The organism is Bacillus thermotolerans, from assembly GCF_000812025.2.
Taxonomy (GTDB): Bacteria; Bacillota; Bacilli; order Bacillales; family Domibacillaceae; genus Quasibacillus; species Quasibacillus thermotolerans.
Map to the genome: position 1 here is coordinate 1 of NZ_JWJE02000074.1, position 12401 is coordinate 12401.

At 47.1% G+C, this 12401-nt stretch carries 16 protein-coding genes; 3 read left to right on the forward strand and 13 right to left on the reverse strand.

Features of this window, described 5'->3' with window-relative positions; translation table 11 throughout:
• Positions 1-126: 126 nt before the first annotated feature.
• The 7 genes from QY97_RS17810 to QY97_RS17840 form a co-directional block, all read right to left on the reverse strand.
• Entirely contained in the window at positions 127-1464 is a 1338-nt protein-coding gene (locus tag QY97_RS17810) for a TRAP transporter large permease (protein ID WP_039237622.1), read from the reverse strand.
• Positions 1461-1946, reverse strand: a complete 486-nt coding sequence (locus tag QY97_RS17815; protein ID WP_039237623.1) for a TRAP transporter small permease — start codon at positions 1944-1946, stop codon at positions 1461-1463. Before QY97_RS17815 ends, QY97_RS17810 begins: the two co-directional genes overlap by 4 nt.
• A gap of 2 nt (positions 1947-1948) precedes the next feature.
• Positions 1949-2980, reverse strand: coding sequence for a DctP family TRAP transporter solute-binding subunit (locus QY97_RS17820; RefSeq protein WP_039237624.1), 1032 nt, complete (start codon positions 2978-2980; stop codon positions 1949-1951).
• A 401-nt stretch (positions 2981-3381) separates the two neighbouring features.
• Positions 3382-4284 carry a LysR family transcriptional regulator gene (locus tag QY97_RS17825; protein ID WP_039237625.1) on the reverse strand — a complete coding sequence of 301 codons (903 nt, stop codon included), beginning with the start codon at positions 4282-4284 and terminating at the stop codon, positions 3382-3384.
• 402 nt (positions 4285-4686) lie between these two features.
• Entirely contained in the window at positions 4687-4851 is a 165-nt protein-coding gene (locus QY97_RS17830; RefSeq protein ID WP_083965913.1) for a YezD family protein, read from the reverse strand.
• Positions 4852-4906: 55 nt separating this feature from the next.
• Entirely contained in the window at positions 4907-5803 is an 897-nt protein-coding gene (locus QY97_RS17835) for a sulfite exporter TauE/SafE family protein (RefSeq protein WP_039237628.1), read from the reverse strand.
• Positions 5804-6131: 328 nt separating this feature from the next.
• A complete protein-coding gene (locus QY97_RS17840) occupies positions 6132-6569 on the reverse strand; it encodes a GNAT family N-acetyltransferase (protein ID WP_099098592.1) in 438 nt (145 codons plus the stop codon).
• Positions 6570-6742: 173 nt separating this feature from the next.
• Between QY97_RS17840 and QY97_RS17845 the strand changes: the two genes are divergently transcribed.
• A complete protein-coding gene (locus QY97_RS17845; protein WP_039237629.1) occupies positions 6743-7717 on the forward strand; it encodes a bile acid:sodium symporter family protein in 975 nt (324 codons plus the stop codon).
• Positions 7718-7878: 161 nt separating this feature from the next.
• Positions 7879-8847, forward strand: a complete 969-nt coding sequence (locus QY97_RS17850; protein WP_052729016.1) for a polysaccharide deacetylase family protein — start codon at positions 7879-7881, stop codon at positions 8845-8847.
• A 139-nt stretch (positions 8848-8986) separates the two neighbouring features.
• On the opposite strand, the gene QY97_RS17855 is transcribed toward QY97_RS17850, so the two are convergent.
• The 6 genes from QY97_RS17855 to QY97_RS17875 all read right to left on the reverse strand — a co-directional run bounded on the left by QY97_RS17855 (position 8987) and on the right by QY97_RS17875 (position 11791).
• On the reverse strand, positions 8987-9403 hold the full coding sequence (locus tag QY97_RS17855) for a hypothetical protein (RefSeq protein WP_052725918.1): 417 nt from the start codon (positions 9401-9403) through the stop codon (positions 8987-8989).
• 177 nt (positions 9404-9580) lie between these two features.
• On the reverse strand, positions 9581-9958 hold the full coding sequence (locus QY97_RS17860) for an SET domain-containing protein (RefSeq protein WP_039237630.1): 378 nt from the start codon (positions 9956-9958) through the stop codon (positions 9581-9583).
• A gap of 362 nt (positions 9959-10320) precedes the next feature.
• Complete coding sequence (locus QY97_RS17865) at positions 10321-10764, reverse strand: ASCH domain-containing protein (RefSeq protein WP_039237631.1); 444 nt, start codon at positions 10762-10764, stop codon at positions 10321-10323.
• A gap of 38 nt (positions 10765-10802) precedes the next feature.
• Positions 10803-10928, reverse strand: coding sequence for a DUF3953 domain-containing protein (locus tag QY97_RS21200; protein WP_369007679.1), 126 nt, complete (start codon positions 10926-10928; stop codon positions 10803-10805).
• A 43-nt stretch (positions 10929-10971) separates the two neighbouring features.
• Complete coding sequence (locus QY97_RS17870) at positions 10972-11271, reverse strand: TIGR04104 family putative zinc finger protein (protein ID WP_039237632.1); 300 nt, start codon at positions 11269-11271, stop codon at positions 10972-10974.
• 19 nt (positions 11272-11290) lie between these two features.
• A complete protein-coding gene (locus QY97_RS17875) occupies positions 11291-11791 on the reverse strand; it encodes a DUF1648 domain-containing protein (protein WP_039237633.1) in 501 nt (166 codons plus the stop codon).
• 126 nt (positions 11792-11917) lie between these two features.
• Between QY97_RS17875 and QY97_RS17880 the strand changes: the two genes are divergently transcribed.
• On the forward strand, positions 11918-12268 hold the full coding sequence (locus tag QY97_RS17880; RefSeq protein WP_039237634.1) for a hypothetical protein: 351 nt from the start codon (positions 11918-11920) through the stop codon (positions 12266-12268).
• The last annotated feature ends 133 nt before the right edge of the window (positions 12269-12401 follow it).

The following is a 12401-nucleotide window of genomic DNA, read 5'->3' on the forward strand; positions in this document are numbered from 1 at the left end:
AACAATATTATAAAGTAAAAAGGCAGTTGAAAGTTCATTAGATTGAACTTTCAACTGCCTTTAATAAAAATTAGACTTTTTCAGTGCCCTCCTGTTAGACGGAGGGGTTTTTCGTGATAGCAATCATTAATTAACACCTAGCAGATCCGGCAGGAAGGTAGACAGCGCCGGGATATACGTAATCAGCAGCAGGACGACAAGAGCCGCAAACAGAAACGGCAGGATCGCCCGTGAAATAGAGTGAAGCTTTACTTTGCCAATGCCGCTCGCTACATACAGGTTCACGCCAACCGGCGGTGTAAACAGGCCGATCGCTAAGTTGACGGTCATCAAGACACCGAATACGGTCGGATCCATATCCAAAAACAGCACAACCGGAATCAAAATCGGCAGGAAGATATAGAAGGCTGATACGGCGTCAATGAATGCCCCGACAATGAGCAAGAGAACGTTAATTAATAAAAGCAATACAATCGGGTTCGAGCTGATCGACAATAGTCCATTGGCAATCTGGTCAGCAATCTGCTCGGTCGTAATGATATACGCAAACAGAGAAGCCGCACTGACAATGAACATGATCGAAGCCGTTTGAATGGAGGCCTCGTACAGGATCCGGTAAATGTTAGGAAGCTTCAATTCCCGGTAAATCAGCGTACCAACGAGGAAGCCGTACACCACCGCCACGACCGCTGCTTCCGTCGGCGTAAAGACCCCGCCGTAGATGCCGCCCAGGATAATCACCGGCATCAAGAGGCCCCAGATGGCGTCGCGGAAGGCCTGGAATATTTCTTTGGCGTTCGGCTTTTCCGGTATCTCTAAAGCCGCCGCAATTTCATTGAGAGGCGCCGCCTGTTTCGCCTGGTTTTTCTTTTTCACATAGATCGCAGCTAAGACAAATCCGATGCCCAGCAGCAATCCCGGGATAATCCCCGCAATAAACAGCCGTCCGATGGAGACGCTGAGCTGGTCACCCGCCACGACCGCAAAGACGATCATCGCCACACTTGGCGGAATGACAATCCCGATCGCCCCGGAGCTTGCTAAGAGAGCGCTTGCGGATTCCTTGCTCATGCCGTTTCTAACGAGCGCGGGAATCAGCATGCTGCCGATCGCCGCCACTGTCGCCGGGCCTGAACCGGAAATCGCCGCAAAGAAAATCGCCGTTGAGACGGTGACGAAGATAATGCCGCTTTTATAATGCCCGACGCAGACACTGGCAAAGTGAATGAGCCGTTTTGAAATGCCCGCATGCTCCATAATCACGCCGGCCAAAATAAAAAATGGAATGGCAAGAAGTGTGAATCTTGCGACACTTGCATACATAATGTCTGATAACAGCGTGAAGCTCGAGGCTCCCCAGTTCATAAACAGCACCGCCGCTGAAGATGCGGCCAAGGAAATTGCAATCGGAAGGCCTAATAAGACGAGTACAGCGAAAATCCCGAATAACAGAAGTGTGTTCATAGGCTTGCCTCCTCCCTTTCTGCTGCTGTCTGCCATTCTTTGACGCCTGCTTCAAGGGCGCGGTAGACACAGAACAGGCAACCTAGAGGAAACACAAGGGAAAACACCCATTGCGGCCATCCGAGCGCCGTCGTTGTTAAGTTTCTCTCCATCTGAAACATCATCATGTCGTAGCCGTAATACGTCAAAAGCACAAAAACAACCGTTGTCAGCAGTGTGCTGAAGATAATAAGAAGCTTTTTGGAAACGGCACTGGCTTTGTCAAACAGCAAGGTAAAGCCGAGATGAGCGTTTGTCCTTAACCCGGCCGCCGCACCTAAAAAAGTCAGCAGGACAAACAGGTTAATCGTAATCTCTTCAGTGAACGAAAGAGAGTAATGAAAGAAGTACCTGGATATGACGTTGGCAAACGTAATGACGACCATCCCCAGCATCGTCGCTGCCAGCAGAGCATTTTCAATATGGGCGATCACCTTTGACATGCTTATCGACTCTCCTTTCCTTCGGGTTCATCCCGGAAAGCCTGAAGCAGGTCAGTGCCCCATTCTTTTTCATACTTTTCGTAAATATGGTCAGAGGCTTGAATGAACGCATTCATTTCTTCCTCTGTTGGATAATGGAACTCCATGCCCGCTTCCTTCAAGTATTCAATTTGTTCCTTTTCCAGTTCACGCGCCAGCTTGATCTGGTATTCGTTGGCGTTTTTGGCCGCTTCACGGATAATTTGCTGGTCATCCGGGTGCATGCGGTCAAACTTTTCTTTATTCATGCCAAGCATGATCGGGTCGTAAGAGTAGTTCCACATGGTAATATATTTCTGGACTTCTTCCAGCTTCGTGTTTTTAATGACGTCGATCGGATTCTCCTGACCGTCAATCGTGCCTTGCTGCAAAGCGGCAAACACTTCTGAGAAGGTCATCGCGGTCGGGTCGGCGCCGAACCCTCTCCATAAATCGGTGTACATATTAATCCCAGGAATCCGGATCTTTAAGTTTTGGATATCCTCCGGGCTTTGGATCGGACGGACACTGTTCGTCACCTGGCGGAAGCCGTTTTGCCCGAATCCGAGTGGTTCTACGCCGTTTTCTAAGAGAATCTGGCTGATCGCTTCCCCGCCTTCTCCATTCAGCTTCTCATCGACTTCATTCAAGTCTTTGAATAAAAAAGGCGCACTGATCACACCGAAGCGCTTGTCAAAGGCAGAATAAATAATTGGGGAATGATAGCTTAAGTCCGTGGCTCCTTTTAGGAGCATCTCGACGCCTTTCGTCTGGTCGCCGGCCGACAGCTGTTCATTCGCATAGACCTTGATCTTGATCCGGCCGTCTGTTTGCTCCTCCACTTCCTTTGCGAAGTGATCGGCCGCTTTATACCAGGTCGTGGCTTCCCCGACACTAATCGACATTTTTAAGTTATAGCTTTTCTTCTCGCTGGCTTCACCAACCGGTTGACCTGAACACCCGGCAAGCACAGCCAGCAGCCCGACCCCCATCATCAATATAAATAACTTTCGCATGTGTACAACCTTCTCCTCTGTTATTAGACGAATGTCTGTGAAGTCAATACTCCTTTTGCTATACGGCTGGAAACACAGCGCCTGATTCTATATGTATAAAATAAAAAAATAAGCGGGCTGTGGGTTTCCTTCCTAAGAAATGAATGACACACCTCCTTTTTATGAAGAAAGTACCGCTTGTCCGCAAAAAGACTTATTTCACTTTAATAAATTTTTTAAAAATTGTCAATAATTGATTTAATTATTGTTATTTCAAAATTATAGATGGAGAGAAAGGCTGGGAGGTCCTCTGCTTATGGCACACAAAAAGCCATTTTGATGAGTGTTTTCAAAATGGCTTTCGTTACTCGGTCATCTTTGGAATTCTCTTGCTTCTCAGCTTCGGGTCTACGCTTCTCCCGTTAAAGATGTTTCAGCGGGCTGGATGTTTCGATAAAATCAACCAGCGCATCGACACGGCTTCTGGAAAAACGCTCTCGCTTCCTGACGAGCCACAAATCCCTGTGAATTCGAACGCCGTTTATGTTGACTTCGACCAGCTCCCCATGCTTTAATTCTTTGGCCACGGTGGTTCTCGGAAGGATACTGATTCCAAGGCCGGCCTCAACGGCGCTTTTGATGGCTTGGGTGCTTCCGAGCTCCATATAGCTTTCCATTTTGTCGAGAACACTGTATTTCTTTAAGGCCATTTCCACGATGAGGCGTGTTCCCGAGGTGGATTCCCGCCAAATCATATGCTCTTTCGTTAGGTTCTCGATGTCAATTTCTCTATGAGCTTCCCAATCATGACCGGGCGGGCAAATTAAGATTAATTCATCGTCAGCAAATTTTTGCACATGCAAGCTCTTATCATCTACGACGCCTTCCACAAAGGCAATATCAATGACATCGTTGGCCAGTTTATCAATAATGTTTGGGGTGTTTCCGATATTCAGCAGCAGCCGCGTCTCGGGATGCTTTTTCTTAAAATGGCCCAATACTTCAGGCAGAAGATATTCACCGATGGTCAACGAGGCCCCGACGCTCAGCTTTTTCTCATCCTTCCCGATGACTCGCTGAACGGTCTCTCTTGAGCGGTGATAGTCCATCCCGATCTCTTTCGCGAAAGGATAGAGCGCATTCCCGGCCTCGGTTAATTTTAACCTGCCTTCGGTACGGTCAAATAGAAGGGCGCCATATTTATTTTCCAATTGATGAATTTGTCTTGTCGCAGCCGGCTGCGACATGCTGCTTAAACGGGCTGCCTGGCTGATGCTCCCCTCTTCAACGACTAGACAAAAGAGCCTTAAACTGTCAATGTTCACAGAACCATCCTCACTTTTTTATCTGATCCATTATGGACTATTATAACAAAGCAGGGATGAATTCCTTCATTGGATCTATAGGTAAGGAAAAGGAGTCCGCTTTGTTCTTGTTCGGTGCATCAAATGCTTGTCAACTCGTTTTCTTTTTGAGTTCTTTTGTATAAAAAACAGAGACCTTCTTCTAGCGGCTACGCTTGAAAGAAGGTCTCTGTTTTTCTAACGGAATCTGCCTTTATTGCTTTCGCGGCTTCTGCAGTTTCGTCAATTTAATGATTAAACCTGCCTATTCACGAAACAAAAAAGGACACAGAAATATGCGCGTGTGCAGCAAACTTTCTGTATCCTTTGGCGGTCCAATCGGATATGTTATGCAGTTTGAGTAAGAACAACCGTTCATTGTATTCACTTCGTTTTGACCGTTTTCTTCGTTAAGGTGAAGCGTTTTTTCTCCGTTGTGTCAATTTGGGTAATTTCCCCATCATGTACAGTAATATGTAGAGCCCCGTAATCCAGGTTTTCTAAAATGGATTTAATGAACTCAAGCTTTGATTCATCTATTTTTTTCATGATTTTCTCCCCTATCCTAAGAATGAATGTGGTTATAAACCGGCTTCTTGCCTGTTTAAGCACCGAAAGAAACCTCTTTTTCAGCCTGCTTACTTTCCTGTTTAGACTGATACACGGTATACAGAATGGCTGCGAGCCAAACAACAGCAATGGCGCTGTAGAAAACAGGGTAGATCGCTTCGTTTTCGACCCATGCAGTAAGCAAAGTTCTCGCATTCGTCAAGATGATAAATCCGCCAACGAGTACACCCATTAATCGGGCAGGTACAATTCGGACAAGCCAGGCAGCAATAGGTGCAGCAATGACTCCGCCAATAATCAGGGCGATGACCCAAGACCAGGCAACGGCTTCCCATCCAAGGGAAAGGAAAAAGCCGAGCGTAGCAGAAACAGCAATGGCAAATTCACTCGTATCTACTGTGCCTACGACCTTTCGTGCACTCATCCCATTCTTTGAGAGCAGCACAGGAGTAGCGATCGGCCCCCAGCCGCCTCCGCCGGTTGCATCGAAAAACCCTGCCACGAAGCCAAGCGGAATTGATTGTTTCACAGAAAGGCGTGTTTCCTTCTTCCTTTGGCTTTCTTTATAAACAAACAGAAAGCGGATCAGCACATACATCCCTAAAGTCAATAGAAATAGTGAGATATAAGGCTTAGCTAGCTCTCCCGGCAAATGGCTGAGAAAGGTGGCGCCTAAAAATGCGCCAATAGAACCGGGAATCACGAGGCGATACACCATTTTCTTATCCACATTTCCAAATTTGATATGTGATGCGCCCGAAGCAGCGGTTGTGACGACCTCCGATAAGTGTACGGAAGCTGAAGCGACCGCCGGACTGATACTAAAAGCAAGCAGCAAAGTCGTAGAGGTCACCCCATACGCCATCCCGAGTGAACCATCAATCAATTGGGCGAAAAACCCTATCAGCGAGAAAATAAGTAACTTTCTCATCTTTCTTTCCCTCCCCTTTGTATGTAAATATCACCGCATATAGCTCGTTGATCTCGCTTAGGTGCCTTATTTCTCTGAAAAAGTAACTTCTATGCAGTTTTGTTATACCTCATTTAATTAATTTATATATTATTCCTACAATTCCGACCTGTCAACTATTTTTTAGAAAAATGAAAAAGGTCCTTATAGCTAGAGAGCGCCAACAGAAACAGAGATTGAATGATCCATAGAAAGCAAAAAAGTGACCGCAGGGATCTCTCTGCGCTCACTTCTTTTCTTCTCCTTGTTTCCCTATATATGGCTATGCCCTCTTGGCTCTGTCACCTGCTTATGACAGGGGTTTTTTAAACACATAACTGACTTTGTCATAGTGCATTTTCTCTTCATAAAAACGGTGTGCCTCTTTGCGCTGCAGCCCCGAGGACAGGGCGACGCTCTTAAACTGATGTTCTTCGGCCCACTCGTGAACGTAGGAAAGCAGCTGTTCGCCGTATCCTTTGGAGCGTTTGCCGGCTTCGGTGACTAAGTCGCATACCCACACGAACCGGCCGTAATAAAGTGTGATCATCGGCTTGAAGCCAATGACGGCGACAATGTCATCGTTTTCAAGCAAAGCCGCCATTCGGTAGCTGTCTTTTGCCTGCGCCTCTTTGACTAACTCCAGGTACGTCTGTTCATCCAGGTGCGTCCGCAGCTGTTTCATGACCGGAAACGCTTTCCGTATGTCACTTTCGGATTGAAGCTCTTTAATGGTTACCATGCTCATCCAACCATCCCCATTTTAGAATGTTTATCCATTCATTTTACCATATCTCTTATGAACCGGCCGTTCGTGTTTGCAATATTTGCTAAATTTCTCCTTCGCCCCATTGCGGCGCTTTCAAAAGACGAGTACACTTGTTTCATAGAATAAGAGACAGGAAAGCAGGATGAGCAGCTATGAAAATCTTTCAATCCGTTATGGCCATTTTATCGAAGTATTTACCGGTGTGGATTGTGCTATCGTCGATCATTGCGTATATGCTTCCGCAGGCCTTTGAGCCGATCAGCCAGCTGACAGGGCCGGCCCTTGGACTTATTTTCCTGTTAATGGGGCTGTCTTTATCAACTGAAGCGCTTGCGTCTGTGATCAAAAGGCCGGTTCATTTGTTTACAGGAGTGCTGTTTAAATGGACCATTACCGTGACCGTCTCCATTGTGATCGCGTATGTCTTTTTTAAGGATGAAACGGAAATCGCCATGGGCATTATTTTGGCCGGTGTGGTTCCGAGCGGCACATCAGCCAATCTGTACACCTTTATGGCGGGAGGCGAAGTCGCCCTCAGCGTCTCGATGGCAGCGGCGGATACGTTCATTTCGCCCGTGCTGACGCCTTTTTTGACACAGTTTTTCGCCGGGCAGTTCATTCCGGTGGATTTCTGGGCGCTGTTTTTCAGCATCATTTACATCGTGTTTGTGCCGCTTTTGACCGGCCTCTTCCTTCAATGGAAATGGCCGAAGCGGACGGTGTATATTAAGCCTTACACGTCGTTGCTGTCGACCTTGGCCCTCTTTGTCGTCGTTTTGTCTGTTGTATCAAACGCTCAAAGCTCGTTGGCTGACAGCCTTCACTGGCTGCCGCTGATTTTTATCGCGGTGTTCATTCAAGTGGCTTTTCCGATGCTTGCGGGCTACTCGCTGTCCCGCTTCTTCCGGATACCGGAGCGGAACTGCCGGGCCATTCTTTTTCACACCGGCATCTGTAACACAGCCCTTGCGGCGACGCTGGCGATGGAGCACATCAGCTCGGCGGCGGCCGTGCCGGCTGTTGCGAATATGGTCGTGAACCTGTCGCTCGGTGCGTGGGTCGCCAACCGGCTTTCTGCGAAAGAGATAACAAAGGATGCCTCTTATAAAGGCAAACAGGTTGTCTGACAGGAATAAAAAACGGATCAAGCTGATCAGCTTGACCCGTTTTTTTTGTTGCTCCGCCAAGTGTCGCGAGCGGCAGAAAACTCCCCCGTTGCCAGATTTTAAGGATTCCTTCATTTGTCATAAGGCTTTATACTTATACAAGGAAAGGAAGTGACAAATTGATGAAAAAAATGATCGGCTTCTTGACAGCGCTCGTTCTGTTGGTTTTCTCACTTGGACACACGGCGCAGGCTGCTTCCTATCAGGTTCAGTCAGGAGACACGCTTTGGAAAATTGCTTCTAAGCACAATCTGACTGTCGATCAGCTCGTCAATCATAATAGATTAAACTCCACGCTTCTCCACATCGGGCAAACACTGGATGTTTCTGGCCAAGCGGATACGTACGAAGTGAAGTGGGGAGATACCTTTTATAGCATTTCTTTAAAATTAGGTGTTTCGATGCCTCAGCTGAAAGCGGCAAACCCGCAAATAGAGAACTTTCACCACATTTATCCCGGCCAAGTGTTAAACGTTCCGTACAGCGGAATGATTCACATGGGACCGAGCCAGAAAAAAGTAATCGCACTAACCTTTGATGATGGACCGGAGGATTTATATACGCCGCAAATTCTCGACATCTTACAAGAGAAAAACGTGAAAGCGACGTTTTTCGTACTGGGCCAGCAGGTTAAAGCGTTCCCCGGCATGCTGAAGCGCATCCAGGCAGAAGGCCATGCGATCGGCAACCATACGTGGGACCATCCCGATGTGACGACGTTGACAGAAGAACAGCTGATCCAGACGGTACAGTCCACGGGTGAAGAAATTGAGAAGGTGCTAGGTTACCAAACGAACTTGTTCAGGCCTCCTTACGGCTCGATCAATGACCAGCAGATCCACGCCTTGAATCGGTTAGGCTACCGCTCCATTGCCTGGACCATTGATACGCTGGACTGGGACCGCACACCTGCCGACGAAATTCTATACAAGGTAGAAGTCGGAAAGGTGCCGGGCGGCATTGTGCTCATGCATAACTTTAAGAACCCGGGCAAACTGGATGGCGCCATCGAAGCCCTTCCGCAGATGATCGATAATCTCCGTGCACAAGGGTATGAGTTCGTTACGGTACCTGAGCTGCTAGGGGAATAAATGATTGAACTGTATTATGTAAAGCCTGTATCGCAGATGGTTAGGTCATCTGCGATACAGGCTTTTTCTTCGTGTTTCTTATTTCATCTATTAGCCGGCTAACGGGTTATTCAGCTTGAGTGCTGAAGCCTTTCTACTCTTAAAAAGAAAGATAACCTCCACCCAGGTCAGTTAATTGAGTCTGGGCTGCATCCAATTGGGCTTGAGCTTCCTCTGGCGTGGTGGTGTCCACCTTTAATTGTTCTATCATCGCCTGCACCTTTTCTTTCGTTTCCTTATCCAGGTCGGCAAATGGGCCGCTGTGGGTGTCTCTTTCCTCTGTGGCTGGCAGTGCTGCGCCAAGCTCTGCTAATTGCGTGTTCAGTTGATCCACTATACCTTGCCCTTTTTGTTTCGTTTCCTCTTCTAATGAAGCCTTCACATTCACGTCTTGTTCCATCGCTGTTGAGCTGGCGGCAGGATCCGCCGCGGCGGGAGCCTGAATGCCCGTTCTGCCAACGATCCCTAGTGACAAAGCTCCTGTCATGGCATAGGCTAGTAACTTCCTTTTTTTCATGTGGATTCGCTCCTTAAAGGATATTCATGAAATTTTTCGAGATGTTTTGCTTTATGCCTGCATCCTTAATGTACTAGGGGAATGTGTCAGACGAATGTCCGAAAGAAAATAAAATAAATGTTTGTGGATGTTTGAACAAATAAAAAGGACCCTAGAGGGCCCCTTTTTGTATCCTTTTTAATCTCGATCAAACCACAGCAGCTCTTTGTCATCGACGTCGCCGTTATAATTAATGAGAATTTCCTCTCCTGCTTTGATATCGGTGAAGGCATAGAAGTCAAACGTGTGATTGTCAAAATTAATCTCGTAAGTGGCGTTCGGTTCATAGGAATGGTTAAATAGCATGCCATAACCGAGAAGGATCGCCGAATGGTTAATCCCGTATTCAAACGCATAATCAGCCAGCAGCGTCTTTTCAATATGTGGATGCTGATCGTTTGGGTAAGAAATGACAGGGGCTTCATGTAAAAGCTCCCCCTTTTTAATATCGCGTGTCGCAAAAACGCCTCTATTGAATTCTCCATCACTGAGTGGAGATGTTTTGATCTCAATCATGCTGTTCACCGCTCCCTTTCAAACTATTCCTTCTAACTGTAACATGCATTTACAGATTAAGCTCTTTTTATGTCGTGATCTTTCTCATTTCTTTCACTTTGCTCTTCAATCATAAAGAGGCTGGCTCAGTCGCAAGTGAAGGCTGTTGTTTCCATTCCAGGCGCTTCGCTTTCCATGGCGCCTGCGTTGAGCCTCCTCGCCGCACACAGAGGTCCAGAAGCAATATACAAAAATATGGCTAACAGAGACATGGTTAAATAAACTAAAAGATAGTTGAAGAACATATTAATACTTTTAATATCTTCCCTCAATTTCTTCAAACCTAAGGCTGCCCTAGCAGTCTTAATGCTATAGATCTGCCATCAAGCGCGGCAAACGACTTTAAAGGTTTCACAAACCACAGGCATATCCGGCGTGAACGTTAGCTGGTATTTCGCCAGTTCCTCCGTGAAAAATGTTTCGTGCGCCTCCCGCCAATCCTTGTAATCCCCTTCTCCTTCTCTCAGGGCAAATTCCTCTGTGACTTCATTCATTGGCCGCACCTCGACATTCTCAATTTGAATGACGGCGACTGGCTCGTCCCTTGAATTTAATACAATATAGTACTGTCCTTTCTCGGGCAGCGGCTCATCCTCAAGCTCGTAAAACACATACCCGGATGTAGTTGCGGTTTTCTTCCCTTCCGCCACGAGTTGAGCCAGCCAGTCCGCTGAGGCGCCGAATGGAAAGGCGCCCGTGTAGCTTTCGTTGGTTAAATCGTTTTCCTTGCAGCATGCTTCCCAAAATGAATCAATGGCTGTTTTCATTCTCTATGTCTCCCTTATAAGAGCTTTGCGATATTTTATTAAAGGCTGATGACATTCAACAGAAACACCAGCGTGGCTATGGAGGCAATGGTGTACCCCATGCCTGCTTTGCCTTTCTTTATTTCCTCTATCCCTATCGTTATTAGAAATACACTCAGCAGCAATGCCGATACAACCGATTATGTATCATCCAGCGTCTCCGTTTTTTCACCATAGCGGCTTCTCCTCGTCTGTCAGCTCAACGGTAGGCGGATAAAAGAAATAAAAAGCGGCGGATACGGTCCCTATATAAAGAAAAAAGGACAGCCAGCCTAGCCCTAAAAGGCTCGTCACCAGCAGGAACACCGGGACGAGGAGCGAAAAGTAAGTGCCTTTCTTTCTTGATTGTGGTGTCAGGTACTGCTTCGTTTCGCAGTTTGGACAGGTCATAGCCGCACCTAGCGTAAAGGAAGCTTTGATCGTTTCTAAGCGGCTCCATGGATGGCCGCAGTGTTGGCAGATGGGCATCGTCTCCCTCCCTTCTTTCTTATTTGTGGCGAACGGAACGGATCACGAAGAAGATCATCGGTCCAAGAAGAGCGGTTAGAAAGACCGGCAGGAACCAGATTCCCATTGATTCTGCTTCCCCAAGTGCAATTTGGACGGTTTTCCAGCTAACATAAGCAAACACAGCGGTGGTCACGTTCTTCATCACATTCAGCATCATTCTCGAATTTTTGTATTGGAACACGATATTGTCTTCCGTGAGGTTCATGTAGTTATGCCATTCGGGGTGTTTCTCGAGGAAGCTGAGAAAAGCAGCTAGGAAACCGGCGATCACTGGAAGCAGGAGCAATTCCCAATTTGTTCCCCACCGGGTGACCTCCCCTGTACCGTCGTAATGCCCCGGCACTTTCGCCGGCAGGTCGCCCCATACAGTGATCAAGTAGATGATCCATGCCGCAAAAACAACTGCCCCGATCCAGTCGAGTATTTTTTCAAGCCGGGTCTTTGGAATCTCCAGCTTTGGACGGTTCAATGGGTTCATGGTTTTCACCTCATTTTTCCATACGGATCACGAGCTCAAAAGGTTTCAAGCTGACTAAAAAATGGTTGTTCTGGCAAAGCTTTTTTCTAAAAGCCTGGTTATTTGTATGCCGAGGAGGAGGAAAACATGATCACGTACCAAGTCTTCGATAGTGACAACACCTTATATGGTGAATTTATAATTCTGGAGCTGGCGGAGAAAAAAGCGCGGGAGCTCGCCGATATGAAAGGAAAGGATATATTGGTGAAGGAGTGCAGCGTCCGGCTTCTTTCGGTCGCTTCTCCACAGACCACCCCAGTCGAGTGTCCGCTGTGCGGGCCGGACGGAATGCTTCAGCCGAAGCGGCAGGAGGACACCTGGATCTATATGTGCGACCACTGCCCCGCTGTCCTTTTAGAATGGTATGGCCCGAAGGATACGAGAAATTTTGTAGACTGCATGCAGTATGATGAATCGATGGTCCGGGATGGGTCTTAATGGTTTGTATAAAAGGTAAAAAAGAGAGAGGCTTCATATCATTGAATTGCGCCCTATAAAGTAGACAGTTTAATAAAAAGAGATGCTGCTTTCTACGCAGCGATGAGATGACTCCGGTAAGCTGCTGGAGTCA